This is a genomic window from Bordetella sp. N (assembly GCF_001433395.1).
In the GTDB taxonomy this organism is placed as follows: domain Bacteria; phylum Pseudomonadota; class Gammaproteobacteria; order Burkholderiales; family Burkholderiaceae_B; genus Bordetella_C.
In genome coordinates this window covers 374,003-399,437 of sequence record NZ_CP013111.1, presented here as the reverse complement: position 1 = coordinate 399,437, position 25,435 = coordinate 374,003, and the positions used below count along the sequence as shown (strand labels likewise).

Genomic DNA, 25,435 nt, shown 5'->3' with positions numbered 1-25,435 from the left:
GGCTCATGCGCGCGAGCAGGAAAGGAATCAGGCAGCGGAGGGAACGACCGGCTTCGGCACCCAGTAGCCGTAGCCGCCCAGCTGGTAGCTGGGGACCGTGGTGATGCCGGCGGTCGGCCGGTACATCAGGGCTTCGCGATAGGCGATCAACTGGGTGCTGGGGCCATTGCCCACACGCCCCAGGTACCAGGCGCTCACGATTTCCACGGCGGTGGCGCGCAGCGCGGCGTCCTGGCTGACGGGCGACGTGTCGAACGCGGCCATGTCCGGCAGGGTGCCGGCCTGGCGCGCCGCCGCACAGGCGGTTGCCAGCGCGGCGTAGCGTTGCTCGAAGTCTTTCGAGCTGGCGATCAGGGCCTGCAGGGTGCGGCGGGCGATGACGGGATCAAGGTCGTTCTTGCCTGTCAGGAAACTGGACAGGTCGAGGAAGCGTTTGCTGGCATCGGCGGCCGGCACCTGCGCCCAGGCTGCGGTCGACCAGGTCGGCGCAGCCAAAGTGGCGACCGACGTCAACGCGGCGACCAGAAGGTCACGGCGGGCATAGCTGGCCGGCGCCTGCGCGGCGCGGGATGGGGCGATTTTGCTCATCTGCTTGATGCTGTGGGGAAGAGGCCTGAATGTTTGGGGGGCTTAGTCTCTCCACCCTTCTCCACGTGTAGGCTGGCGTTCTGTTGCGCCTGTGCTCTACGGTGGCGATTGTATGAGTTTGGATATAAGTCCAAAAATACAAAGAACGGCAATTCAATGACGTTTATCGAAATTTGATCGAGATTGTCAGGAATATGTCAGTTGATGCTGAATGTTTGCTGACAACAACATGGGGATCCACGCGCCCGGGCAAGCCCGAGCGCGTATTTGTTTGGCGGCAAGGACGGGGTGCGGGTGCGGGTGCAGGGGGGATTGGGGGAGCCCCCCCCAAAAAACTAATAAAAGTCTCCCCTCGCAATTCAATCGCGGATTTAAGGCAAGCGCCCCAAGTCCAAATATTGCGCAGCCACGGGCCCCGTGGGCTCGGCCAGCCTGGGGATGATCCCCAACAACGGCGCCGCGTACTGGCGGTCGAACCGATCGCGCAACGTCGCAACATTTTCCTCGAGGAAGCGCATCCCGGGATCCACGGTATTGGCGATCCAGCCGGCCAGCCGCAACCCATCGCGGGCGATCGACTCAGCCGTCAGCAACGCATGGCTAAGACACCCCAAGCGCATGCCGACCACCAGGATCACCGGCAAATCCAACGCCCGGGCCAGGTCGCCGGTGTCCTGGTCATCGTCCAAAGGAACCCGCCAGCCACCCACACCTTCAACGATGGTGATGTCGGCACGCGCGCTGATATCGCGGTGGCACCGCAGGATGTGCGGAACGTCCAACGCGACGCCGGCCTGCCGCGCGACCAGATGCGGCGCGGCGGGTTCGTGCAGAAGGAAAGGCGTGGACAGGGCGCGCGGCACGGATACCGTGACGCAGGCAGCCAACGCTTCCGCGTCCTCGTTACGCCAGACGCCATCCGCGCCCTGCTCCGCGCCGGCGGCGATGGGTTTCATGGCGGCGGTGGAATGGCCCAGCGCGGCGTATCCACACAGCAGGCCGCAACTGGCCAGCGTCTTACCGATCTCGGTGTCCGTGCCGGCGATGAAATAGGAACGTGGGGATAAAGTCATAGGATCAGATGAGCCTTTGCAACTAACGGACGTGATGGCTCGGACAGCGGCTCGCGCGGCCACCTGCGCGCGGCGGGAGGCCGCGCACGTGGGCGCGTGCATGCGTCGCCCGCATCACGCTTGAAGCAGCAGTTCGCATAAGCGTTCGATTTCCGCGCGCTCGTGGCTCGCGGACAAGGACAGGCGCAGGCGCGCTGTTCCCACCGGCACGGTGGGCGGCCGCACGGCGGGCACCCAGTAGCCATGCGCCAGCAAATGCTCCGCCAGGGCCAACGCGGCATGGTTCTCGCCGACCAGTATGGGCTGGATCGCGGAGAACGATGGAGGCAGCGGCGGCAGGCTTGTTGACGAGACAGGCGTCGTCTTGGATAGAGCACCCGGCAGACTCGTTGACGAGGCAGGCTCAGTCCTTGGCCACGCACCCGGTACGCCCGACAGCTGCGATCGAATGGTGTCGATGTGACCCTGCAAACGAGCGCGCCGAGCGACGCCTTCATCACCCCGCATCAGCTCGACGCTCTTGATCGTCGCATGCGCCAGCGCGGGCGCGGCGGCCGTGGTGAAGATGTACGAGCGTGCCCGCTGGATCAGCCATTCGATGACCGTGTCTTCCGCCACCACAAAAGCCCCTGCCGTGCCGGCCGCCTTGCCAAGCGTGCCCATATAGACCAGCAGCGGCGACCGCAGCCCCGACGCCGCGATGGTGCCCGCACCGTTCGCCCCATTCACACCGAAGCCGTGGGCATCGTCGACCACCAGCCAGGCCTGGTGCCGCTCCGCCAGCGCGAGCAATTCCGCCAGCGGCGCGGTATCGCCATCCATGCTGAACACCGCATCGGTGACAATGATCTTGACGCCGCCGACCTTGGCATTGCCATTGCCGCTACCGCGGCCCTGCCCGCTGCCGCTGCTACTGCTACTGCTATCGCGGCAGCCATTGCCGCTGCCCACGCCGCTACCGCCGCGCGCGGCAGCGCTGTCACCAGCGTCATCCGCCGCCAACCGCGCCCCCAACGCGGCCACGTCGCCGTGCGGATAAACGCGCACCTCGGCGCGTGACAGCCGGGCGCCGTCGATCAAGGACGCATGATTCAAGGCATCCGAATAGATCGTCGCGCCGCGCCCGGCCAAGGCCGTCAGCACCGCCAGGTTCGCCATATAACCGGTGGAAAACGTCAACGCGCGAGCCTGCCGCGCGAAGCCGCCGCAGTACTCCGCCAGCACGTCTTCCAACAAGGCATGCGCGCGCGAATGACCGCCCAGCAAATGGGAGCCGCCGCTGCCCACCCCGTAGCGCCGCGCGCCTTCCGCAAGCGCGTCGATCAACGCTGGATGACTGGCCAGGCCCAGATAATCATTGCTGGCGAAGGCCAATACATCCCGCCCATCCAGGCGGATGCGCGGCGCGCAAGGCGTGTCCGCCGTGCGCCGGCGGCGAATCAAGTCGCGGGCCTGCAGATCCTCCAGGCCTGCCTGAAGGACTTCAATGGGATGAAGACCACGCTGAGGACCATGGCGAGAACTCTGGTGAGAGCTCTGGTCAGGGCTCTGGTAAGAACTCTGCTGCGAGATCTGATGAGAGCTCTGGTGAGGACTTTGGTGACGACTATGTTCTGGACTGCTCACGTGCGGGACTCCAAGGTCTGCGCCAGCGCCGTCAACGTCGCGTCCGCCAGCAGGGTGATTTCTTCCTCATCGAGGACATAAGGCGGCATCAGATAGACCGTTTGCCCTATGGGCCGCAGCAGCGCCCCCGCCGCCAACGCATTCGCCGCGTAGCGCCGCGCGAAACTGGCATCAGTGGGCCTTCGCTCAGCGCAGCGCCCTTCAGCAGAGGTCCCTTCGACCAGGCTCCCCTCCTCCCGCACATCAAACGCGAGGATGCCGCCGCGGCGACGCAGATGCGCCACATGGGGATGAGCAGCCAGCGGGCTCAAGGCCTTTTCCAAACTATCGAAGCGCTTGCGGTTGGTCACCAGCGCGTCCGTGCTGTCGAACAGGTCGAGGGTGGCCAAGGCCGCCCGGCAAGCCAGCGGGTTGCCGGTATAGGAATGGGAATGCAGAAACCCGCGCGCCAGGTCGTCCGCATAGAATGCCGCGTGGATCCGGTCCGTCGACAACACCACCGACAAAGGCAGGTAGCCGCCACTGATGCCTTTGGACAGGCAAAGAAAATCCGGCCGTATGCCCGCCTGCTCGTGCGCGAAGAAAGTGCCGGTGCGCCCGAAGCCCACGGCGATCTCATCGGCGATCAAATGCACGCCGTGCTCATCGCACAATTTCCGCAAGCCACGCAAATACTCAGGATCATGCATGGCCATGCCGGCGGCGCACTGCACCAGCGGCTCGACGATGATCGCCGCGAGGTGGCCGGCGCGATCCTCGAACAGCTTGCTGACATCCGCCAGTGCGCGCGTGGCGACATCGGCGGCAGACTCGCCCGGCGCCGCCTGCCGCGCGTCCGGCGTGGCAACCCGATGCGCATGCCTCAGCAAAGGCCCGTAGGCATCGCGAAACAAGGCCACGTCGGTGACACCCAGCGCCCCCAGCGTTTCGCCGTGATAGCCGTTGTCGATGCAGACAAACTCCTGCTTCGCGGCTTCACCCTGGTTGCGCCAGAAATGAAAACTCATCTTCAGCGCGATCTCGACCGCCGACGCGCCGTCAGAAGCGAAGAAAGCGTGGCCCAGCGTGCGGCCGGTCAAGGCCGACAGGCGCTCGGCCAGCGCGACCGCCGGTTCGTGCGTGCAGCCCGCCAGCATGACGTGCTCCAAGGTGGCCATCTGATCCGCCACGGCGGCATTGATGGCCGGATGCGAATGGCCGAACAGATTGACCCACCAAGAGCTGATTCCATCCAGATAACGCCCCCCGTCAGGGCCGTACAGCCACGCCCCGCGCGCCCTGGCGACGGGTAGCAAAGGTGTGCGTTCATGGTGCTTCATCTGCGTGCAGGGATGCCACACGGCGCGCAGGCTGCGCGCCGCCAGGTCGGACTGAGAGGGTTGCATGGGGCGACGTCTCCGGCGAAATAACGGCGGCGATCGTAGGGATGGCCTTGCCACCATGCAAACATGCCATTTACGCACCGTAGAAAGCGCGTTGCCGACAACGCCACGGAGTTGCCGAAAATTGCCAACACGGACATTGCTTCTTGCCCGCTATATCGCGCAGGCAAAACCCCTGGAAAGTCGTATCAAGATGCTTCCGGAAGAACGCACTGGGGGTTTACCCGGGATATCGAGATTTGCTGTTGCGCGCCATTGTCGCAGTTGCTACATTTATTCAAATGATTGTCGCAACATCAACATTTGCGCCAGTCGCCACCCCCAAGGCCGCCCCCGACGCACCCATGTCCCTGACCCAACAGATCACGTCCTGCCTCGACCAACTGACGCCAGCTCAACAGAATCTGGCGCGCTATCTGTTGGACCATCGCGAGCAGGTCGCCTTCATGACCGCCCGGGCTTTGGCCGAAGCCGTCGGCCAGAGCGACGCCGCGGTGGTGCGTTTCGCGCGTGCCGTCGGTTATGCCGGCTACCCGCAATTGCGCGAGGCACTGCGCGGCAGCCTGCTGGAACGCGCAGGGGCATTGGGTATGCGCAAGGCGCCGCCCTCCTCCGCCGAGGCGCTGAAGAACGACATCTTCGATACCGATGCCGCCTTGATCGCGGAGACCGCGCGCCTCAACAGCACCGACACCGCCCTGGCCATTGCGGACCTCTTGATCGGCGCGCGCCGCGTCTGGGTGACGGGCCATGGCACCTCGTATCCCCTGGCCGCGTATCTGGCTATGCATCTGAACCAGGTGATGGACAAGGTGCAGGTCTTCAACGTCGAACATGGCGACCTGGCCGACCGTTTTCGCACGGTCGGCGAAGGCGATGTCTTCATCGGCATCGGCTATGTCCGCTACCTGCCCTATACCGTCGACATCCTGCAGCTTGCCCGCGACAACGGCGCTCAGGTCGTCGCCATCACCGACCGGCCCACTTCGCCCCTCGCCCGCCTGGCGGCGCACACCCTCTACGCCGCGCGTGGCATGAACGCCTTCGCCTGGTGGACGCAGACGGGCACGATGACGCTGGCGAACTGGATCACCGCCATGATCATGGCGCGCGACGCGGAACGCGTCACCGATCACCTGCGCCATTCCGATGCCGCCTGGAAACAGCTGGGCCACTGGCGCAGCAGCGGCAACAACGACAGCGAACCGTCGCTCGAACAACATCTTCTGGCCGGCATGCAAGGCCGCCGCAAACGCACGTCCGACAAATCCTGATCGGTCCACCGACCCACAACAGTTCAAGGGAGAACTCATGACAATCAAGGCTCACACGCAACGCCCTGCGGTACGCACGGCTCGGCGGGATTTCCTCAAGCGGTCGGCGCTGGCCGGCTTCGCGCTCGGCGGCACCACCCTGGGCATGCCCTTCGCACGGGCGGCCGACAACGGCCAGGTGGTCGTGCGCGGTCTGGGCGGCGCCTATCAGGACGCCATGGACGCGGCGCTCTACAAGCCGTTCACCGAAGCGACCGGCATCAAGGTGGTCGTGCAGCCCGCCACGGCCGCGCAGATCCGCGCGATGGTCGAAGCCGGCCGCGTGCAGGTCGACGTGGTGGACCTGCTCGACGTGGCCCAGATCGCCCTGGACAAGATCGGCGCCCTGGTCCCCATCCACTACGCGTCGATGAAGTACACCAACCCGGCCGACATCCAGCCGACGGTGAAGCACGCCAATATGGTGGGCAATCTCTACTTCGCCACGGTGCTAACGTACAACACCGAAGTCTTCAAGCCGGGCACGCAGCCGCGCTCGTGGGCGGATTTCTGGGACATCACGCGCTTTCCGGGCGCCCGCACCCTGGCCGACCAGAAGGCCGGCGCCGCGGAACTCGAATTCGCCCTGCTCGCGGACGGCGTGACCAAGGACAAGCTCTATCCCATCGATCTGGACCGCGCGTTCAAGTCCCTGGACCGCATCAAGGGCAGCGTTTCCAAGTGGTGGGACACCGGCGCGGTATCCGCGCAATTGCTGGAGCGCAAGGAAGCGGTACTGGGCGCCATCTGGAACGGTCGCGCCCAGGCGCTGATCGACAAGGGCGCACCGCTGGCCATCGAGTGGAACCAGGCCAAGCAGCAAGTGCAGTACTGGGGCATCGTCAAGAATTCGCCGAACATGGCCAACGCGCAGAAGTTCATCGACTTCGCGTTGCAACCCAAGGTGCAGGGCGACCTGACCCGCTACATCGCCTACGGTCCCACCAACACCAAGGCTTTCGAACACGTGCGCGCCGAAGACCTGCCCAAGCTGCCCAGCTCGCCGGAACACTTCAAGGCCTCGTTCGAGCAGGATCCCCAATGGTGGGCTGACAATCTGGCAACGGTAGGCCAGCGTTGGCAAGCCTGGGTGCTGCGGAGGTCTTGATGTCGATGGAGCAAGACGGCAAGACCCGCCGTGGCGCCGAGCTGTGCCTGCAAGGCATCAGCAAGTTCTACGGCGCTTCGGCGGCGGTGCGGGACCTGGACCTGACGGTCCAGCCCGGCGAATTCGTCACCCTGCTGGGCGCCAGTGGTTCAGGCAAGACCACCACCCTGATGATGCTGGCGGGGTTCACCTCGCCCAGTGCGGGCCGCATCACCATCGGCGGCAAGGACGTCACGGCCCTGCCGCCCGCGAAACGCGACCTGGGTGTGGTGTTTCAGAACTACGCGCTGTTCCCGCATCTGACGGTGGCGCAGAACCTGGCCTTTCCGCTGGAGATGCGGCGCATGCCGCGCGCCCGCATCGATGCCGAGGTCAAGCGCGCGCTCGACCTGGTGCAGCTCGGCGACAAGGGCGGGCGCTACCCGCGCGAGCTGTCCGGCGGGCAGCAGCAACGCATCGCCCTGGCCCGCGCCATCGTGTTCGAACCGCAGGCCTTGTTGATGGACGAACCGCTGGGCGCGCTGGACAAGAACCTGCGCGAACACATGCAGGTGGAGATCAAACGGCTGCATACGTCCCTGGGCGCGACCATCGTTTTCGTGACGCACGACCAGGAAGAAGCACTGACGCTGTCGGATCGCGTGGCGGTGATGCAGGATGGCCGCATCGCGCAGATCGCGCCGGCCCGCGTCATCTATGAGCAGCCCGCCAGCGCGTGGGTGGCGGGCTTCGTCGGCCAGTCCAACTGCCTGCCCGGGACCATCGAGCAACAGGACGGCCTGGACACCGTGGTTCGCCTGGCCAGCGGCGAGCTGCTGCGCGCGCGCGGCAATGTGTCCGGCGGCGCCGGCACCAAGGTCGTGGGCGTGCTGCGTCCCGAACGGATCCGCGTGGGAACCGCCAGCGCGGCCAGTGCCGCCGGCGCCACCTTGCGTGCCACGGTGGTAGACACGCTGTACATCGGTCACACCGTCAAGCTGGGCCTGCGCCTGGCTGACGGCACGATCCTGCGCAGCCAGTCGACCAGCGACGGCCACGACAGCGTGCCCGCCATCGGCACGCAAGTGGACGTGCAGTGGGAACCCGGCAGCGTGTGGCTGGTGCCCGCCGACCCCGCGGCCGGGCAGGAGGCGCATTGATGCCGGCCTTCCTGCGCTCGCCCCGCGCGGCACCCTGGCTGCTGCTCGCGCCCGCTCTGCTGATACTGGCCGTCTTCTTCCTGTATCCCTTGGGAGAGATGCTGGCCCGCAGCCTGTTCGATCCGGGTTTCACCTGGAAGCACTACGCCAGGCTGATCGAGGAACCGACCTATCTGCAGGTCCTGTGGATCACCTTCGAGATTGCCTTCTCGGTCACGGTCTGCACCTTGCTGCTGGGGTATCCGCTGGCCTATTTCCTGTCGCAGATCCGTCCGCAGGCCGCCGGCCTGCTGATGATCCTGGTCATCGTGCCGTATTTCACCAGCGTGCTGGTGCGCACCTACGCGTGGATGGTGCTGCTGGGCACCGAGGGCATCGTCAACCAGCTGCTGCGCGCCACCGGCCTCATCGATAAGCCGCTGGCCATGATGTACAGCCGCTTCGGCGTACTGGTGGGCATGACGTACATCCTGCTGCCTTATATGGTGCTGGCGCTGTACAGCGTGATGCGCGGCATCGACACCGGCCTGCTGCGGGCCGCGTCCAGTCTTGGCGCGTCGCGCACCCGGGCCTTCTGGCGCATCTTCGCGCCCCTGTCCATGCCGGGCGTGGCGGCGGGCAGCCTGCTGGTCTTCATCCTGTCCATCGGCTTTTTCATCACCCCCGCGCTGATGGGCAGCCAGGAAGACAGCATGATCTCCATGATCATCGAGAGCCAGGTGGAGACGTATTTCGACTGGGGTTTCGCGTCCGCGCTGGCGGCCGTGCTGCTGGCCTGCACCTTGGTGCTTTTCCTGATCTACGAACGCGTGGTCGGTCTTAACCGTCTTTTCGAGGCCAAGCTATGAACGGCCATTCCGTCGGCCTGACGACACGGGTCGCCGCCATCGCGGTGCTCGTGTTCCTGGCCCTGCCCATCCTCATCATCTTTCCCCTGGCGCTCAGCCCCACCGACTACCTGACGTTCCCGCCGCGCGGCGTGTCCTTGCGGTGGTTCGAAGCGGTGCTGACCAATGCGGACTGGCGCGGATCGATCTGGTTCAGCCTGCAGATCGCCGTCGGCTCGACCATCCTGGCGGTGCTGCTCAGCGTGCTGGCGGCGCTGGCCCTGGTACGAGGGCGTTTCCGCTTCAAACAGGCGGTCTATGCCTTGATCCTGCTGCCGATGATCGTGCCCAACATCATCTCGGCCATCGCCATGTTCTTCTTTTTCGCGGACAAGGGCGCGGTGTTTGGCAGCATGCCGGCCATCATCATCGGCCATGCCGTGATCGCCCTGCCCATCGCCATCATCATCCTGTCCGCCAATCTGCAGGGGGTGGATGGCCGATTGGAGAATGCCGCCTTGAGCCTGGGCGCCAGCCGCTACACCGCGTTCCGCCGCATCACCCTGCCCTTGATCGCGCCGGGCATCGCGTCGGCCTGCATCTTTGCGTTCCTCAGCTCCTTCGACGAGCTGCTGATCGCCATGTTCATGGCCGGCAGCACCGCGCAGACGCTGCCCGTACGCATCTGGAATGCCGTGCTGTTCCAGCTCGATCCCACCATCGCCGCGATCAGCGCCCTGCTGGTCGTCGTATCCATACTCGCCCTGCTGGCCGCGAACCTGGTCGCGCGGCGCGGCGCAAGAACCTGATTTCATCCCTGGACATCCATGAACCAAACCAAACATCTGTTGTTCACCCAACATGAATATGACGAGCGCGTGGCGCGCGTGCGCGAACAGATGCGCGCGCGCCAGATCGACGTGCTGCTGATCGACCAGACCGAATTCCTCGCCTACATCACGGGCTTCAGCATTTCGGAGAACATGTACCGCTGCTGCCTGCTGCCGCTGGAAGGCGACCCGGTGATGATGCTGCGCGCGGTGGACCTGGGTCCTTTCCTGGAAAGCTCCTGGGTGACCGACGCCGTGGCGTTTTCCGACTGGGAAGACCCGATCGACGTGCTCGGCGCCACCGTTGAAGCGCGTGGCTGGTCGCGCGTTCGCGTGGGTCTGGACGAAGATTCCTACTGCATGCCGCTGCGCCGCTACAAGCAGCTGGCCGCGCGCCTGCCGCAGGTGGCTTTCGTCGACTTCAGCGGCGTGCTGGAACGGCTGCGCATGTGCAAGTCCGCCGCCGAAATCGCCTACCTGCGTGAAGCCAGCCGTATCGGCGACCTGGCCATCGACGCGGTCCTCGCGACGACGGGCGTGGGGCGTAGCGAACGCGACGCCGCCGCGGTGGTCCATGAAGTGTTCATGTCCAACGGCGCCGACACCAGCCGCGCCGGCATCATCACCGCGGGCATCGGCGACAGCTTCCTGCACGGCAATCTGCACGGCACGCCCATGAAGGCCGGCGATGTCCTGCATCTGGAATTGCTGCCCCTGGTCAACGGCTACAGCGCCCGCATCATGCGTCCCGTCGTCATCGGCCCCGCCGGTGAACGTGCGGCGTTGGCGCGCCAGCTGGTCGAGATCCAGGACCGCCAGTTTGCCGCCATGGCGCCCGGCCGCAAGGCCAGCGACATCGACGCCATCGTGCGCGACGGCATCCTGGCCGCGGGACTGCGGCCGGATTACCGCAACATCACGGGCTACACCATCGGGCACTTCCCCTTGTCGACGCCGCATACCAGCGACTTCAGCCGCATCTTCCTGCCCAATTCGCAGTGGGAGCTGGAGCCGGGCATGGTCTTCCACATGTACGTGTCGGCCGCCGGCGTCGCGTTCAGCGAAACCGTCCTGGTCACCGAGACGGGTGTGGAGTGCTTGACGAAGTCGCCGCGCAAACTGTTCGAGGTGTAGTGCCATGGCGCGCATCGCGGTCGGCGGGCTTCAGCACGAGACCAACACTTTCTCTCCGCAGCCCGCCTTGCTGGAGGACTTCCTGCAAGGCGGTGGCTGGCCCGGGCTGCTGACCGGAAAGGAAGTGGCAAGGGTCACGGCGCGGATGAATCTGCCGATCAGCGGTGCGATTGCGGCGTTGACCGAACTGGGCCATGAGGTGGTTCCGCTCATCTGGGCGGCCGCCACGCCGTCCGGACGGGTCGATGATGCCGCCTTCGACGCGCTTTGCGATCGTTTGGTGGCGGCGCTGGCCGCGGCGGGCCCCGCTGACGCCCTGTATCTGGACCTGCATGGGGCCATGGCCACGACCACGCACGACGACGGCGAAGGCGAATTGCTGCACCGACTGCGCGCTTATGCTGGGGCCGACCTGCCCATCGTCGCCAGCCTGGACTACCACGCCAATGTGTCCGCGGACATGGTCGCGCTGACGGACGCCTTGGTCGGCTATCGCACGTATCCGCATGTCGACATGGCGGACACTGGCGCGCGCGCGGCGCGCCTGCTGCATGCGCGGCTCGCCCGGGGGCGGCGTCACGTGGTTGCCTGGCGCCAGCTCGACTTCCTGATTCCCTTGACCGCGCAGTGCACCCTGGTGGAGCCCGCCGCGGGCGTGATGGCGGCCTTGACGCGCATCGAAGCCGACATGGGCCTGGCCGCGCTGACGTGGACGGGAGGCTTTCCCCTGGCGGACATCGCCGACTGCGGGCAGGCGGTCATTGCTTATGGTGACGACGTGGCCCAGGCCGGCGCGGCCCTGGACGCCTTGGCCGCGTGCCTGGAGGCGGCGGAACCGGCCTTCAGGCAGACGATACTGGACACCAACGAGGCGGCCGCCTATGCCGTGCGTAATGCCGACCGCGATGCGGGTCCGATCGTGCTGGCCGACACGCAGGACAATCCTGGCGGTGGCGGCAGTTCGGACACGACCGGCCTGTTACGGGCGCTGATCGCCCATCGCGCCACGGATGCTGTCGTGGCCATGGTGTGCGATCCCGACGCCGCTGCCGCGGCGCATCGTGCCGGCGTCGGCGCCGCGCTTTTCCTGGCGGTGGGCGGGCGCAGTCCGACTGGCGACGGGCTGCCGGGTGTGCCTTGCACGGCCACGTACATCGTCGAGCAGGTGTCCGATGGGCGCTTCACGGGCACGGGGCCGATGTGGGGCGGATCGCCCATCGATCTGGGGCCGACCGCCCTGCTGCGTTGCGATGGCGTGTGCGTCATCGTCTGCAGCGCCAAGATGCAGGCGGCCGATCGCGCCATCTTTCATCATGTGGGCATCGATCCGGCGCAATGCGGGATACTGGTTTTGAAAAGTTCGGTGCATTTTCGCGCCGATTTCCAGGAGATTGCCCGGGAGGTGCTGGTGGTCGCCAGCCCGGGGCTGGTGTGCAGCAGGCTGGAACGCCTACCGTACAAGTCCTTGCGGGCGGGCTTGCGGATTTGAATATCAGGCCTGCGGGCCGCCGGGGCTTATCGCCATGGCCTGGGCAGCGTCCGGCCTTGCACTGCGCGTGCGGCGCAACTGGACCACTTGCTCCGCGCCGACCGCGCGGGCGCGCAGTTGTCCACAGCCGGCGTCCACGTCCTGGCCGGCGCTGTTCCTGACCTTGGTCAGTACGCCGCGGCGGTGCAAGTACTGGGCGATCGCGCGGATGCGTTCGGTGTCGGGGCGTTGGTAGTCGTCGCCTTCAAGGCTGTTGAAGGGAATGACGTTCAGCACGCCCCATTTGCCCTTGAGCAGGCGCACGAGGGCATCGAGTTCGTCGTCGCCGTCGTTGATGCCTTTGAGCAGGGTCCATTGGTATTGGATCGGGTAGCCCGTGTCGCGGGCGTATTTTTCGCCGAGTTCGATCAGGGTTTCCGGCGCGATCCTGGGTGCGCGTGGCAGCAGGTGTTGGCGCAGTTCGGCCTTGGTCGTGTGCAGCGACAGCGCCAGTGCGGGCTTGACCCGTTGTCGCGGTAGCGCGTCGAACACGCGGGGGTCGCCCACGGTCGAGAACACCAGGTTCTTGTGGCCGATATTGCCTTCGGTGCCGAGCAGGTCGATGGCTTCGAGCACGTTGTCGAGGTTGTGCGCCGGTTCGCCCATGCCCATGAAGACCACTTTCTTGACCGCGCGCTGGCGCCGCGCCAGCACGACCTGGGCCAGGATCTCCATGCTGGTGACTTGCCGGATCAGGCCGGTCTTGCCGGTCATACAGAAGCGGCAGCCGACCGCGCAGCCGATCTGGGTGGACACACAGACGCCGTCGCGTGGCAGCAGCACGCTTTCCACCATCTGCCCGTCGGCCAGTTCCACCAGCAGCCGCGAACCGTCGTGGCCAGCATGCTCCGACCGGATACGCGCCAGCCCGTCGAGCTCCGCCGTCAGGGCCGGCACGGCGTCCCGCAGGGTCAGCGGCAAAAAGTCCTGCGCTTGGCGCCGTTTCGTCCCGGTATCCAGCGCCTGCCCGTTCAGCCAGACACGCACCACCCGGCCACGATGGACGGGCCGGGCACCAAGGGCGGCAAGACGGGAGTCGAAGTCGGAGTAGCGCATGAGGGACGGGATTTTACCGTGCCGCCGGCTCTCCCTATACCTCGACCACAAAGCCTGGGTTGAACCGTGCAATCGTTTCGTACCTGACATAGCCTCGCGGATTGGAAACCACACGGCCGTTACCGATCCGGTAGTCCACGGGCAAATGCGTGTGGCCATGAATCCACAAAGCGGCACGATCAACGAGATCGTCAAGGTGGCTCGCGTACGCCGCGTCCAACAATCCCCGAGGTTCACCGTAACGGAGGCTCTTCACGCTCGGGGCGTGATGGGTGACGACTACTAACTTACCTGTATGGCCCGCGTTGAGTTCACATTCAAGGAAGGCGCGGCTTTGCTGGTGCATGCTCAGCGTTGCACATGCTGTCAGCGGGTCGCCGGCATAGCGACTCGCGCCTGTCGTTTCGTTCAATCGACGAATAGGCCTGTCCGTTGCGATGATCTGAGCGTAATCATTCATCCCCGTCTGCGCGCTTTGCATCGCTAATTGTTGCCGGGGCACGCCGAAGAGACAGAAGTCAGTCCAAAGCGTCGCGCCGAGAAAACGAACACCATCCATGACGGCGGCCTCATTTTCCAAAAGATGAACGTGCGTACCACTGACCTTCTGGCGGGCCTTACGCCACAACTTAGGCATAGGCCGCTTCCCATAAAACTCGTGATTGCCACAGACGTAGATAACGGGTCGCCTGAAGGTCAATGCCCAATCGATACCTAGCAGGCCTGCTCCGATGTCACCCGCCAGCACGGTGACATCGGCATCAACGGCATTCACGTCGTCCGCCCTGGGCCATCTACCAAATTCAAGATGAACGTCGCTGAGAACGTGGAGCTTCATAGTGAGCCCGAAAAATCTGAGGTGCTTTCAATTAGATCCGAGCTGCCGCGCATAGCGCGAGGTTGAATACATCAACATGAGCATCATTTTTTTCGAAATTTTTATGCTCGGATCTGTTTTAGGAGTTGGCTTCCACATCGAACCACTGCCCAGCAGGGTCGCCCGATGAATCCTTAAGAGAAGGCTACATATCCCTACATCAAGGACCGGCGTCCAGCGCCTGCCCATTCAACCAGACGCGCACCACCCGGCCACGATGGACGGGCCGGGCACCAAGGGCGGCAAGACGAGAGTCGAAGTCGGAGTAGCACATAGGCGACAGGATTTTACTCTGCCGCCTCAACCCTTATCGGCAGTTGCAACCCATGCAGCCACGGTCAAATAGCCGTACACGGTCACTTACTTGGCCAATTCGCGGTAGAGGATGCCGAACTCGTCCAGGCTGGATGCGAACGCGGCCATGGCATGCCGCCTTGGACGTCCTTTCTGCTGCCTGTCGATGTACTCGCGCATTGCATCCTCAAGAGCCGCCTGGAACTGGCGACCTTGCTTAACGGAGATTTCCCGGAGTGCCGCGAGCACATCAGGAGCGGCCCGGGAAGAAAAGTTTTCTCGATCGACGGATGACATGGTTAGGTGGTGGCGCAGTTTGCGCTTTTAATGGCGCAGTTAGGAAAACCGCGCCGCTTTTAGGCAAAAAAGTGGCGCGGTTCATGGCGGTGAGTGCAAATAGCCGTGCCAGAGCACCAAAGAAAAAGCCGCCCGGCTGTGGCGTTAGGGAAAAGTTGGCGCCGAATGAACCATAAGTTGTCGTCGTTTCCTGGTAGGGCTGGCCTCTATGTTCGAGACCATGAAAACATTTCTTGGCAGTTCGCGGAAATCTAAGTCATAAGCTGGCGCGTGACGTAAGTGCATGAAAATAAAAGGAGATATTTTCTGTTTTCTTGGATATTTCTGACTTCTTCACGAAATGCCAGTTTATGGGAACAACTTCATCGCAAAACGTGCAAATGCCCGGGGGCGCCCCTCCGCCGGGGCGGCCGAAGCCAACTTTTGGCGTGGGTCTATAACTGGGAGAACAGTCTGCGCCGCAGAAATACTTCAACGTGTTGGCTAATCCCATTTCTGCGCGGTAAGCTCTTGTAACGGTTGGCACTCTATAAAGAGATGGCTTGATTCGCTCCGCATTGGTCTTTGATAGGCGGTCGCCGGCCTGAAATTTCAAAAAATAGTTGCGGCTCGCTTTCTAGCCTTGGGCGTTGAACAGCGAATTACCAGAGGGAATGTCCATGAGGCTCCAAGCCTATCGGCTGCAGAACTACCGCAGGTTGCGCGATGTCGTAATCGAGCTAGACGACAAGATTTCCATTTTTGTTGGCGCGAACAACAGTGGAAAGACTTCCGCAGTTCAGGGATTGTTTTCCCTATTGCGGGGGGATGCGAAGCGATTTGAACTCTTTGATTTCAGCGCCGCGCTTTGGCCTGGCATTGATGAGGCTGGGGAGCCTATTCCAGATGAGGGAGGGGAACAGAAATCGCTTCCAAGTATTTCGCTCGACATGTGGTTCCGCGTGGGTGAACAGGACTTGGTTGCAGCTATGCCGCTGCTTCCTAGTACCGACTGGGATGGGAAATGCGTCGGTGTTCGTGTGGCCTTTGAGCCAAAGAACCAAGACGAACTTTTTCATCGTTTTAGAGACCTGCGCGGGAAGGGCAACGAGGCGGCCAAGGCGTTGGCTGAAAAAGCGGCGAAGGCAGAGGGTGCCGCCGGCGCGGTTGGGACGGACTTTAGTGATTACAAGCCATGGCCAGAAAGCTTGACCAAGTACCTGACTAAGGCATTGGCAACGGAATACACCTTTCGCTACTACGTCTTAGACGAGCGTGAGTTCGAGGGGTATCGGGAGAAAAACGTTGACTACTCTCCGTTGTCCATAGCCGGAGACAAGGACAGGGGAGGTGCAGCGGTCATCAAGTCCTTGCTGAAGGTCGACTTTTTGCGCGCTCAGCGCCACTTGGACGACCCGGACGAAGGAACCAGCTCCCGTTCGGAGAACCTATCCCGCAAGCTCAGCCGCTTCTACCAGCGCCACCTCGAGAAGCGTGGCGACGACCACCAAGCTCTGCAGGCTCTGGATGCCTCCGAGAAGGGATTGAACTTCCATTTGCAGGAGGTCTTCAAAGACACCCTTGACCGGCTCAAGAAGCTCGGCTACCCCGGCGTCAACAACCCTGACATCGTTATTCGAGCCGCTTTGGAACCGAGCACTGTCCTCGGACAAGATGCCAAAGTCCACTATGTTGTTCCAGGGAACGTCCCGGCACATCTGCCCGATAGCTACAACGGACTTGGTTTCAAGAATCTCGTGTACATGGTCGTCGAGCTTCTCGACCTGCACGAACGGTGGAACCGTGATGAAGCAGAGCGAGCCCCGTTGCATCTCGTGTTCATCGAGGAGCCTGAGGCACATCTGCACGCGCAGATTCAGCAGGTTTTCATCCGCAACGTGCTCAAGCTGCTCGAGGAGGACAAGGAGGACCAAGACTCCTTCTTCCACACGCAGTTGGTGGTGACGACGCACTCTCCCCACATCCTCTATGAAAGAGGGTTCTCGCCAATCCGTTACTTCCGCCGTGTCAGTGCCGAGTTGGAACACCACACCGACGTCCGCAATCTCTCTCGCTTCAAGGCCGGCGACACCGAAAAGGAGGCACGCGAGTTCCTGCAGCGATACCTCAAACTCACGCACTGTGACCTGTTCTTTTCGGATGCCGCCGTGCTGGTGGAGGGAAATGTCGAGCGGCTGCTGATGCCCGCCATGATTGAGACGGCCGCGCCGCGGCTACGCTCATCTGCGCTCACCATTCTGGAGGTCGGTGGGGCGTTCGCACATCGTTTCCAGGAGCTCATCGAGTTCGTCGGACTCACCACGCTGGTCGTCACCGACCTGGACAGCGTAGAGGTCAAGGAGGACGCAGCTGCTGACGTGGGCGTCGATGAGGATGAAGATGAGCTCCGGCCCTTCGAGGTCGAAGAGGACGGTGAGGGCGATGGCGGTGAGAAGGCAACGTCCAAGAAGCGCGGAAGTACATGTCATGCGCACGTTCCGCACGCGGTGACGGCGAACCAGACGCTCATCAGCTGGCTCCCTAAGAAGCATTCCGTAGATGAGCTTTGGAAAGCCCCCCCCGAGCAGAAAGTTCTTGCACTTGCCAGCGCGACCGACGCTCATGTCCGCGTTGCCTACCAGACACCAATACCGGTTACGGTCGAGGGTAATACGGTGGAGCGTTGCGGTCGAACCCTGGAAGAAGCGTTCGGCCTTGAGAATGCGGCTTGGTGCCAAGCCGCGGCCAATCGGCCGATTGGGCTCAAGTTGCGCAAAGCAGCCACCACGCCTGAGGAGCTTGCTCTGGGGCTACACAAGCGTGTGGTCAGCCGAAGCTTCGACAAGACTCGATTCGCATTGGAGGTTCTGGCAAGCGGACCGCTCAACCAGTGGAGGGTGCCAACCTACATCTCAGAAGGACTGGTCTGGCTAGAGAAGCGAGTCGCACACGAGCAAGAGGCGGAGGTCGCTATCGCGGCTGGCGCTGCCGCCATCGAGCCGGTGAACGACGGTGCTTTCCTTGTAGAGGCCGGAGCCGCGCAATGAGCAGACGCACGAACAGTCCCGACACGGATGCAGATAAGGAAATCCATGCGTGTATCAAATCGGTCCCAGCGACGCCTTTCGTAGTTACGGCTGGAGCAGGTTCCGGGAAGACGACATCGCTTATCAAAGCGATGGACCGCGTCATTGCAGAGCATGGCGCAACGATGCTGATGAAAAAGCAGAAAGTCGCCTGCATCACGTACACGGAAGTTGCTGCTAACGAAATCCGAGAGGATGTCAACGCGGACGCGCTTGTGCACGTCTCGACCATCCACAGTTTCTACTGGACCATCGCGAGCAGCTTCCAAGCTGACATCAAAGTTTGGCTGCGTATGGACCTCCAACGCCGAATTGATGAACTGGTCGAGAAGGCGCGGAACTTCGGTCAAAGGGTTCGTCAGAACACGCGCGACAACAATAAGCGTGACCAGGAACGCCTCGCAAGGCATTTGGAGGAGATAGAAAAGGTCACGTCGTTCCGATATGGCATGGGTAGCGACTACCCGAAGGGCATACTGGGCCATGAGGACATCATTCAGCTTGCGGACCATCTTCTAAAGACTCGCCCCCTGTTCAGGCGGCTTGTGGCGCTGAACTACCCCTTCGTCTTCATCGATGAGAGTCAGGACACGTTCGAAGAGGTCGTCGAGTCCTTCAGGATGGTGGAGGCACAAATGCGGGGTCGGTTCTGTATCGGATTCTTCGGCGACCCAATGCAGAAGATTTATCTCAGAGGTTCAGGCTCGATTGGGCTCGAAGACGGGTGGAAAAGCATCACAAAGCCAGAGAACTTTCGGTCTGCCCAGAGCATCTTGCACGTCGCAAATGCCATCAGGGCACAGGGCGATGGTCTGAAGCAGGAGCGAGGGCTGCACGAAGAACTTGACGGGACCGAGCGACCAGTGGAGGGCTCTGCTCGCATCTTCATCCTGCCCAAGACGATGAACCGCAACGAGGCCTTGGCCAAAGTGCGGGCATGGTGTGCAGCGGCCGATGCCGACGACGGCTGGGTACAGCCGGAGCTCGCGGTCAAGATACTGGTCATCGTCCACCGAATTGCGGCAAAGCGCCTCGGCTGGGACGGCATCTTTGCAGCGTTGTCGGAAAGAGCGCCCGACAGCATCAAGCAGGGACTTCTGGATGGAACGGGCTGGCCGGTCCAGCCATTCCTGGGCTTTGTGCTTCCTCTGGTCGCTGCCATGCAGAACGGAAATGAGTTTGAGGCAATGAACATTCTCCGCGCGCGCTGCCCTCGCCTGGCAGCAAGCAACCTTGCTGGGAAGAATGGCGCACATCTGCTTCGCGAGCTTCGGGAGGCCAAACTGGAGTTGGTCCGAATGATGAACGACGAAAGCTGCTCGATTCGGGACGTGGCGATGCACTTGCGCGCCACTGGGCTGCTTGCCCTGGATGAGCGTCTTGAACGCGTACTTGGTCTCAAAGGTGCCCCGGCCGAAGCCGAAGGAAACGAGGCGGACGGAGGGTTGCCTTCGGACCTGCCCGTCCTAAAGCTCCTGGACTGCCCGGCTCCGCAACTGACGTCCTACGGCCAATACCTCTCGGAAGGGTCTCCTTTCGCGACACAGCACGGCGTCAAGGGGGCGCAGTTCGACCGAGTGCTTGTGGTGATGGATGAAGAGGAGAACGACTACCGGCTCTATGACTACGAGAAGGTGCTGGGCGACGCACAGGCCAGTGCTGCTGACCGAGCTGCCTTTGCGAACGGTGAGGACAACACGTGGAGCCGGACTCTGCGGCTGCTCTATGTGTGCTGCACTCGCGCCAAGCGTGGTCTGGCATTGGTATTCTTTGTCGCAGACCCTGCGGCGACCGCAACTCACATCGTCGCAAGCGGCATATTCCCCGAGGGTTCGGTTATCACACAGGACCTTCTCACGGGCGACCAACATTAGCCTCCCTTGACCGAAGCGTCAAAATTTCAACATAGACTGTTGATTTGCAGGCAGAGTTGACCCACTTTGATGTTTGATTTGCATCTAATTCTGACCTACCTCGTGAACTCTATCCTGCTCGGTCCCGATTCAAAAACAGCAGCACACAATCCAAAAAGGAGCGTAAAGCAACCAAACCTGTGGCAACCCAGACGCAATCAAATTAGAGCTGCGTCAGTTTTCGATGCAAATGCAGGGTCAGTTTTCTGTGCAAACCAACAGCTAGCCCACTGCGGCCCAGGTTTCCTCTAATTTTTGGGCCGCTTATTAAGCTTCCATAGGTGACGGATTGGGGGGGGGCGCTGATGTCGCGCATTACTGCGCTAGGATTGATGGAGCCTCACAAACTCGAACTTGCCATCATCTACGTTCGATTTGTCGTCCGCCAGTCTCCACAGACGGAAGTCACTCTTACCGTCTTTGCGGCTGACCATGAAAACTCGGCCGTAAGAAGGGTGTCGAGCGGCAGCCTTTTCCTTGTCGTGTTGCAACAAGTGAGGGCCCTTCACTTCTATGAGGGCAATTCCGTCGCCTTCTTTGCGGTCCTTGAGCTTTACCACGAAGTCCGGATAGAAGCCGATGCCGCCAGACCAGCTGTACAAGCCGATGTTATCTGGAGACGTAGTCCCCGGCAGGTTGCGGTGCCACCACTCAACCTCCGGAGAGGTGTCTAACAACTCTGCGAACGCGACTTCGTCTTTGCTCAGATTGTCCGGAAAGATGCCGTAGGCCGCCTTCTTTGCAGGAGAAAGCGCTGCTGTGCTGTCAATTCCTTCGGGCAAGTATGCCTTTGTCACGACGACCTGGTCCGCGCGCAATCGCTTGAAGGCATTGCGCACGAGGCCTTCATTTCGGACGAGGATGAGTTCTAACTGCTGAGTTAGTTCCTCTTCTGACTCTGGGACCGCAAAACCACCCTCCAGCAAGCATCCTTTCAAACGAGCTTTAAGTGACTTAAGTAGTTCCCGCCTATCAGTGTCGGGGAAAACCAATGCAGTCTGCCTTGCTTTCTCTGCAATAGCTGCCGGTGATAGCTTTGCGAAGATGTCCTTATCCTCAGGCGCTTCTGAGGTGAAAACGTCGGACATTCGTTCGGTGAGCTTGGTTCGAACCTTTCCTCTATCCCCCAAGACAGGTGTAAAGTCAATGTAGTTCGCAAGCTGCCGTTCGACATTATCGGCAGTCTTGGGCAGTTTCTCCGTCTCCAGTTCTTTGGGCACTCCAATACGCCACTCCCGAGAATCAAGGGCATAGCCCACCCAGCTACTCGCAATAAAAAAAAGGCGCTCCATTTCGGAGCGCCTTTTTTGCGGCCAAACTTTCCGTTATTGCCATATTTTTTCGACAAACCAAAATTTGGCAATTCGTGAAATTAAGCATAAGAAGGCATTAACGCCAACTTATGCTTAACTCCACACCGGCGTGATGCCGGGCGGCTTTTCAAATCTGGTGGAGCCGGCGGGAATTGAACCCGCGTCCGTAAGCCCTCCGCAGACAGATCTACATGCGTAGTCGACCTATTTGGATTTAACTTCGAGTCTTAGCCAATCGACAGGCCGGACCAAAGCGAGTCATGTAATTTAAACGCACCCCGTCAGACCCCGGTGTACGCCGATTCTTTGTGAATGATACGGCTATGGTTCGAAGGGTTACCCCTCCTAGGAAGTTGCCTTCCTCCAACTGACCCAAAGACAGATCAGTGCCGCAGCTCATTTAGGCAGCACGCAGGGCGGGCTGTTGAGCGAAAACGTCTTCGTTGGCGTTTGTAAGTGTTCCAGTGGATTTACGAGCTTACTGGTGCTCGGCATGCCCTGGCTGTTTCGCGACCCACGTCGAATCCGGATCGGCCCCAGTTGGACCACGGATTATACCCTTTTAACCGGCGCCGTGCGGGCAGCGAGGGATTTCTTGCCAACTGGAGCAAAGGAGGTGGGGCGTGGGGCGCCCCTCCTCCAGGACCGTGGGTGCCGCGCCGGCTACCTTGGCCGAGGTCCGCTAAAGATGAGACCTCTGACCCACGCATGACGTTCGGTCACTGCGGCGTGATCCCCGCGTCCTGCGCCAACCGCTGCCATTTGACGGTCTCGGCCTGGCCGAAAGTCGCCAGGTCGGCAGCGCTGGCCGGATAGGTATCCAGCCCGGCCTGCTGGAAATGCTGGCGCACCGCGCTATCCCCCAAGCCCTTGAGCAAGGCCACGGACAGCCGGTCAACGACGGCCGGAGGGGTGCCGGCCGGCGCATAGAGGCCATACCACCCCACCAGCTCGAAACCGGGCAAGGTCGCCCCCAGCGGCGGCACGCCAGGCAAGGCGCTGATCTCCCGCGCCGGCGTGACCGCCAGTGCGCGTAGCTTGCCGGACTTGATCTGCGGCGCCGCGTTCGTCACATCGATGATGGCGAAGTCCAGGCGACCGCCCAGCATGTCGACCACCAGTTGCGGCACGCTGGTATACGGCACGGCCGTCGTCTCCAACCCGGCCGCCTTGGTCATGGCGGCGGCCGCCGCCTGATTGGCCGAATTAGCATAGCCCCAGGTCAGCTTGCCCGGATGCTGACGCGTATACGCGATCAGCTCCGCCGCCGTCTTCACCGGCAGATCCGGGCGCACGATCAGCACGAACGGCACCGAGCCGACCCGCGCGACCGGGACGAAGTCCTTCAAAGGCTTATAGGGCACGTCCTTGATCAGGAAGGGCGCGGCGGCGATCGACGTATTGCTGCCCAGCAGCAAGGTATAGCCGTCCGGCGCGGCGCGCGCCACCTGCGCCGACCCGATGGTCGCCTGCGCGCCGGGCCGGTTCTCGACGATGAAGGACTGATGCAGGTCGTCGGTCAGGATGCGCGCCACCTCGCGGCCCACCATGTCGGTGGAAGAACCCGCCGCGAAGGGAACCACCACCTTGACCGGCGCGCTCGGGTAGCTGCCTGCCGGGACAGGATTCTGGGCCTGGGCCTGAACGGCAAACGTCAGGGCGAACGCGGCCATGGCCGCGCAAAAGCGTGCACGCATGCAAATCTCCTTTGGTGTCGAACGTGCGCCGCTCTCGTGCCGGTATCGGCATGCAGGGCCTTGCTTGCATCGCGGCCCCTGGCGGCTGTGCCAGCAGTATTGGCCGCCCCGCAGCCCCGCACAATTTCCATGGGCTGATGCGTTCATAACGCCAGGGAATGAATCTTGACGCGTCATCAAAAACCACGGCTGGCATTTTGATTTCCAGCCGGAGTTTTTGAATGACGGTGCGACTTGCGCTTAGCAGGCCGATGGAACGTTTTTCAGGGGACATCTACTCATACGATCCGGCTCGACACCCCTGGTTGACGCAGCAAAACCGCGGGCGAGTTGCCTCTTGCCGTCAGCCTCCGGATCTCCATGCGTGCATCAAAAGAACAGCTGTTCGGCCTTTTCGCATCGGCCTTCGCGATCATCGCCGTCATCGGTGCGGTGCGTAATTTTTCCGCCATGCCCTATTGGGACACCCTGGGCGGCTATCTGCATTTCTTTGTGCGCGTCTCCGACGGCGACTGGAGCGCCTGGTGGGCGCAGCACAACGAGCATCGCATCGTGCTCTCGCGGCTCTTCTTCTGGGCAGACCTGGCGTGGTTCCAGGGCACGACAATCTCGCTCATCGCGCTGAACTACCTGCTGCTGGGCCTGCTGGCATTGATGTTCCAGCGGCTCTGGCACATCGCGGGACAGGGCCGCGCGGCCTATGTGGGACTCTTCCTGATCGCCTGGATGTGGTCCTGGATCCAGAACCAGAACCTCACGTGGGCCTTCCAGAGCCAGTTCTTCCTGGTGCAGCTGCTGCCGCTGTGCGCCTTCCTGGCGCTGTACAAAGCCAGCGGCGGCCCGCCGCGCTGGTTCGCCATCGCCCTTGCCTGCGGCATCCTGTCGCTGGGCGCCATGGCCAACGGGGTGCTGGCACTGCCGCTGATGCTGCTCTATACCCTCTGCACACCCTGCTCATGGCGGCGCCGCGCACTGCTGCTCGTGGCCACCGCCGCCGGGACCTGGCTTTACTTCCGCGGCTACGTGTCCGGCAGCGAGCCGATCACGCACGTGCTGGCCCGCGACCCGCTGGGATACGCGGCCTATGTGCTGCTCTATATCGGCGGCCCCTTCTACTTCTTCTCCGGCAAAGGGACCTTCGGCCTGTGGTTCGCGGGCGCCGCGGGGCTGGCCTTGATCGCCACGTCAGCCGTCATCGCGCTGCGCGCCTTGCGCGCGCCCCAAGCGTCGACGCTGCCCTTGGCGCTGCTGGCCTTCATCCTGTACCTCGGCGGCAGCGCGGCCGGCACGGCGGGCGGGCGCTTGGCGTATGGCGTGGATCACGCCCTGGCCAGCCGCTACCAGACCCCCGCCTTGTGCGTCTGGGCGGCCTTCGCGGTGTTGCTGGCGCCGACACTGACCGCCCTGGCGGCACGCCGGCCCCGCGCGCTGCCGGCGGGCCTCCTGGTCCTGCTGCTGCTGATGCTGCCCCAGCAGCTGAAAGCCTTGCGCAACCAGGATCCCTGGCGCTTCGAGGTGGCCGTGGCCGGACTCGCCCTGGAACTGGGCATCGAGGACGCCGACCAGATCCGCGCAATGTATCCACGCGCGGAGGAAGCCGTGCAACTGGCCGACGCGCCAGTGCGGCGCGGCTTGTCCGTGTTCGGCATGGCGCCGCTCAAGGGCGCGCGGAAAGACTTCGACAATCGGCCCATTGTCGCGATGACCGGCGCGCCTGCAACCGCCTGCATGGCCACCATGAGCGCGGCCACGATGGCGCAGGGCGATGCGGACTATGTCCGGGTGGAGGGCCTCGTGGCTTTCGCAACGGACGGGTACGGCCAGCCCGCGCTGCGACGGATGACGCTGACGGACGCCCACGGCGTCGTTACCGGCATCGTGCTCGCGGCGCCGGTGTCGTGGGCACCGGCGTCGTGGGCTCCCGCGGCGAGCGCCACGGATGCCGCAGGGCGGCAGCTCGCCGAGAAACAGCTCATCGCATTCAAGGGCTACGTCCGCACCATCGATCTGGGCCGCAGCGTCAAGCTGGTCGATCCCGCTTCCGGCTGCCAAGCACCGCTGGCCACCCTCGCGGCCGCCCCCGCGCCGCCGCGGCGGCCGGACCCGGAGTGAGCGGCGGCCACGCCAGTTGCGGCCTGGCCAACCTGCGGCCTGCCCAAGTGGCGGCCTGCATGAGCAGCGGCCGGGTCCCGGGCAGATGTTCATGGCACCGCCAAACCCCCGTTCGCCCCATGAACATGGAAAACAGTTCACCACCCCAACGCGTCCACTCTATGGACACAACATGCAACCGCGTTTGTCTGCAAGCTGAAAGCCGTTCTACCATTCGCGGCAGAAATTCTATATACGCACACATGTTCGCATATAGAACATAA

At 62.7% G+C, this 25,435-nt stretch carries 19 protein-coding genes, 1 other RNA gene and 1 pseudogene; 10 read left to right on the top strand and 11 right to left on the bottom strand.

Features of this window, described 5'->3' with window-relative positions:
• Positions 1-27: 27 nt before the first annotated feature.
• The 4 genes from ASB57_RS01695 to bioA form a co-directional block, all read right to left on the bottom strand.
• The gene (locus tag ASB57_RS01695; protein ID WP_057650002.1) at positions 28-588 is read right to left on the bottom strand and encodes a sugar dehydrogenase complex small subunit; all 561 of its coding nucleotides are present in this window, start codon (positions 586-588) and stop codon (positions 28-30) included.
• A 371-nt stretch (positions 589-959) separates the two neighbouring features.
• Entirely contained in the window at positions 960-1,661 is a 702-nt protein-coding gene (gene bioD / locus ASB57_RS01690; RefSeq protein ID WP_057650000.1) for a dethiobiotin synthase, read from the bottom strand.
• 114 nt (positions 1,662-1,775) lie between these two features.
• The gene (locus ASB57_RS01685) at positions 1,776-3,149 is read right to left on the bottom strand and encodes an 8-amino-7-oxononanoate synthase (RefSeq protein WP_057655844.1); all 1,374 of its coding nucleotides are present in this window, start codon (positions 3,147-3,149) and stop codon (positions 1,776-1,778) included.
• A 134-nt stretch (positions 3,150-3,283) separates the two neighbouring features.
• Positions 3,284-4,672, bottom strand: coding sequence for an adenosylmethionine--8-amino-7-oxononanoate transaminase (gene bioA, locus ASB57_RS01680; RefSeq protein ID WP_057649998.1), 1,389 nt, complete (start codon positions 4,670-4,672; stop codon positions 3,284-3,286).
• A gap of 341 nt (positions 4,673-5,013) precedes the next feature.
• Between bioA and ASB57_RS01675 the strand changes: the two genes are divergently transcribed.
• Genes ASB57_RS01675 through ASB57_RS01645 form a run of 7 tightly spaced genes read left to right on the top strand, consistent with a single transcriptional unit; the run spans position 5,014 to position 12,509 of the window.
• Positions 5,014-5,943: a MurR/RpiR family transcriptional regulator gene (locus ASB57_RS01675; protein WP_082621304.1), complete on the top strand. Its 930-nt coding sequence runs from the start codon at positions 5,014-5,016 to the stop codon at positions 5,941-5,943.
• Positions 5,944-5,980: 37 nt separating this feature from the next.
• Positions 5,981-7,090: an ABC transporter substrate-binding protein gene (locus ASB57_RS01670; RefSeq protein ID WP_057649996.1), complete on the top strand. Its 1,110-nt coding sequence runs from the start codon at positions 5,981-5,983 to the stop codon at positions 7,088-7,090.
• A complete protein-coding gene (locus ASB57_RS01665; RefSeq protein ID WP_156414034.1) occupies positions 7,090-8,229 on the top strand; it encodes an ABC transporter ATP-binding protein in 1,140 nt (379 codons plus the stop codon). The genes ASB57_RS01670 and ASB57_RS01665 overlap by 1 nt, the downstream gene beginning before the upstream one ends.
• Complete coding sequence (locus tag ASB57_RS01660; RefSeq protein ID WP_057649995.1) at positions 8,229-9,077, top strand: ABC transporter permease; 849 nt, start codon at positions 8,229-8,231, stop codon at positions 9,075-9,077. Before ASB57_RS01665 ends, ASB57_RS01660 begins: the two co-directional genes overlap by 1 nt.
• Positions 9,074-9,865, top strand: coding sequence for an ABC transporter permease (locus tag ASB57_RS01655; RefSeq protein WP_057649993.1), 792 nt, complete (start codon positions 9,074-9,076; stop codon positions 9,863-9,865). The genes ASB57_RS01660 and ASB57_RS01655 overlap by 4 nt, the downstream gene beginning before the upstream one ends.
• 18 nt (positions 9,866-9,883) lie before the next feature.
• Positions 9,884-11,020 (top strand): Xaa-Pro peptidase family protein, encoded by a 1,137-nt coding sequence (locus tag ASB57_RS01650; RefSeq protein ID WP_057649990.1) that lies wholly within the window; start codon positions 9,884-9,886, stop codon positions 11,018-11,020.
• Positions 11,021-11,024: 4 nt separating this feature from the next.
• Positions 11,025-12,509 carry a M81 family metallopeptidase gene (locus ASB57_RS01645; protein WP_057649989.1) on the top strand — a complete coding sequence of 495 codons (1,485 nt, stop codon included), beginning with the start codon at positions 11,025-11,027 and terminating at the stop codon, positions 12,507-12,509.
• 3 nt (positions 12,510-12,512) lie between these two features.
• Here ASB57_RS01645 and ASB57_RS01640 read toward each other — a convergent pair whose 3' ends face one another.
• The 4 genes and pseudogenes from ASB57_RS01640 to ASB57_RS01630 form a co-directional block, all read right to left on the bottom strand.
• Positions 12,513-13,604 carry an RNA methyltransferase gene (locus ASB57_RS01640; RefSeq protein WP_057649987.1) on the bottom strand — a complete coding sequence of 364 codons (1,092 nt, stop codon included), beginning with the start codon at positions 13,602-13,604 and terminating at the stop codon, positions 12,513-12,515.
• A 34-nt stretch (positions 13,605-13,638) separates the two neighbouring features.
• Positions 13,639-14,442 carry a metallophosphoesterase family protein gene (locus tag ASB57_RS01635; protein WP_057649985.1) on the bottom strand — a complete coding sequence of 268 codons (804 nt, stop codon included), beginning with the start codon at positions 14,440-14,442 and terminating at the stop codon, positions 13,639-13,641.
• 205 nt (positions 14,443-14,647) lie between these two features.
• Positions 14,648-14,755: pseudogene (locus ASB57_RS31435) on the bottom strand (rRNA methyltransferase); the annotation flags it as partial.
• Between the two features lie 86 nt (positions 14,756-14,841).
• Complete coding sequence (locus tag ASB57_RS01630; protein WP_057649983.1) at positions 14,842-15,072, bottom strand: hypothetical protein; 231 nt, start codon at positions 15,070-15,072, stop codon at positions 14,842-14,844.
• Positions 15,073-15,731: 659 nt separating this feature from the next.
• Here ASB57_RS01630 and ASB57_RS01625 point away from each other — a divergent pair.
• Both ASB57_RS01625 and ASB57_RS01620 read left to right on the top strand, forming a co-directional pair.
• A complete protein-coding gene (locus tag ASB57_RS01625; protein WP_057649981.1) occupies positions 15,732-18,098 on the top strand; it encodes an ATP-dependent endonuclease in 2,367 nt (788 codons plus the stop codon).
• Positions 18,095-20,011, top strand: coding sequence for a UvrD-helicase domain-containing protein (locus ASB57_RS01620; RefSeq protein WP_057649980.1), 1,917 nt, complete (start codon positions 18,095-18,097; stop codon positions 20,009-20,011). The genes ASB57_RS01625 and ASB57_RS01620 overlap by 4 nt, the downstream gene beginning before the upstream one ends.
• Before the next feature lie 362 nt (positions 20,012-20,373).
• Here the strand turns inward: ASB57_RS01620 and ASB57_RS01615 are convergent, their stop codons facing one another.
• The 3 genes from ASB57_RS01615 to ASB57_RS01610 form a co-directional block, all read right to left on the bottom strand.
• Positions 20,374-21,342 (bottom strand): hypothetical protein, encoded by a 969-nt coding sequence (locus tag ASB57_RS01615; RefSeq protein ID WP_057649978.1) that lies wholly within the window; start codon positions 21,340-21,342, stop codon positions 20,374-20,376.
• A 155-nt stretch (positions 21,343-21,497) separates the two neighbouring features.
• Positions 21,498-21,901, bottom strand: a transfer-messenger RNA (tmRNA) gene (gene ssrA, locus ASB57_RS30210).
• Between the two features lie 181 nt (positions 21,902-22,082).
• On the bottom strand, positions 22,083-23,060 hold the full coding sequence (locus ASB57_RS01610; RefSeq protein ID WP_057649976.1) for a tripartite tricarboxylate transporter substrate binding protein: 978 nt from the start codon (positions 23,058-23,060) through the stop codon (positions 22,083-22,085).
• A gap of 360 nt (positions 23,061-23,420) precedes the next feature.
• Here ASB57_RS01610 and ASB57_RS01605 point away from each other — a divergent pair, with 360 nt between their 5' ends.
• Positions 23,421-25,172, top strand: coding sequence for a hypothetical protein (locus ASB57_RS01605; protein WP_057649974.1), 1,752 nt, complete (start codon positions 23,421-23,423; stop codon positions 25,170-25,172).
• Positions 25,173-25,435: the final 263 nt, after the last annotated feature.

Coding starts and splice junctions, on each gene's coding strand:
- ASB57_RS01605 (WP_057649974.1), top strand. CDS start 23,421: ATGCGTGCATCAAAAGAACAGCTGTTCGGCCTTTTCGCATCGGCCTTC.
- ASB57_RS01650 (WP_057649990.1), top strand. CDS start 9,884: ATGAACCAAACCAAACATCTGTTGTTCACCCAACATGAATATGACGAG.
- ASB57_RS01660 (WP_057649995.1), top strand. CDS start 8,229: ATGCCGGCCTTCCTGCGCTCGCCCCGCGCGGCACCCTGGCTGCTGCTC.
- ASB57_RS01630 (WP_057649983.1), bottom strand. CDS start 15,072: ATGTCATCCGTCGATCGAGAAAACTTTTCTTCCCGGGCCGCTCCTGAT.
- bioD (WP_057650000.1), bottom strand. CDS start 1,661: ATGACTTTATCCCCACGTTCCTATTTCATCGCCGGCACGGACACCGAG.
- ASB57_RS01615 (WP_057649978.1), bottom strand. CDS start 21,342: ATGGAGCGCCTTTTTTTTATTGCGAGTAGCTGGGTGGGCTATGCCCTT.
- ASB57_RS01665 (WP_156414034.1), top strand. CDS start 7,090: ATGTCGATGGAGCAAGACGGCAAGACCCGCCGTGGCGCCGAGCTGTGC.
- ASB57_RS01645 (WP_057649989.1), top strand. CDS start 11,025: ATGGCGCGCATCGCGGTCGGCGGGCTTCAGCACGAGACCAACACTTTC.
- ASB57_RS01625 (WP_057649981.1), top strand. CDS start 15,732: ATGAGGCTCCAAGCCTATCGGCTGCAGAACTACCGCAGGTTGCGCGAT.
- ASB57_RS01695 (WP_057650002.1), bottom strand. CDS start 588: ATGAGCAAAATCGCCCCATCCCGCGCCGCGCAGGCGCCGGCCAGCTAT.
- ASB57_RS01670 (WP_057649996.1), top strand. CDS start 5,981: ATGACAATCAAGGCTCACACGCAACGCCCTGCGGTACGCACGGCTCGG.
- ASB57_RS01655 (WP_057649993.1), top strand. CDS start 9,074: ATGAACGGCCATTCCGTCGGCCTGACGACACGGGTCGCCGCCATCGCG.
- bioA (WP_057649998.1), bottom strand. CDS start 4,672: ATGCAACCCTCTCAGTCCGACCTGGCGGCGCGCAGCCTGCGCGCCGTG.
- ASB57_RS01675 (WP_082621304.1), top strand. CDS start 5,014: ATGTCCCTGACCCAACAGATCACGTCCTGCCTCGACCAACTGACGCCA.
- ASB57_RS01620 (WP_057649980.1), top strand. CDS start 18,095: ATGAGCAGACGCACGAACAGTCCCGACACGGATGCAGATAAGGAAATC.
- ASB57_RS01640 (WP_057649987.1), bottom strand. CDS start 13,604: ATGCGCTACTCCGACTTCGACTCCCGTCTTGCCGCCCTTGGTGCCCGG.
- ASB57_RS01610 (WP_057649976.1), bottom strand. CDS start 23,060: ATGCGTGCACGCTTTTGCGCGGCCATGGCCGCGTTCGCCCTGACGTTT.
- ASB57_RS01635 (WP_057649985.1), bottom strand. CDS start 14,442: ATGAAGCTCCACGTTCTCAGCGACGTTCATCTTGAATTTGGTAGATGG.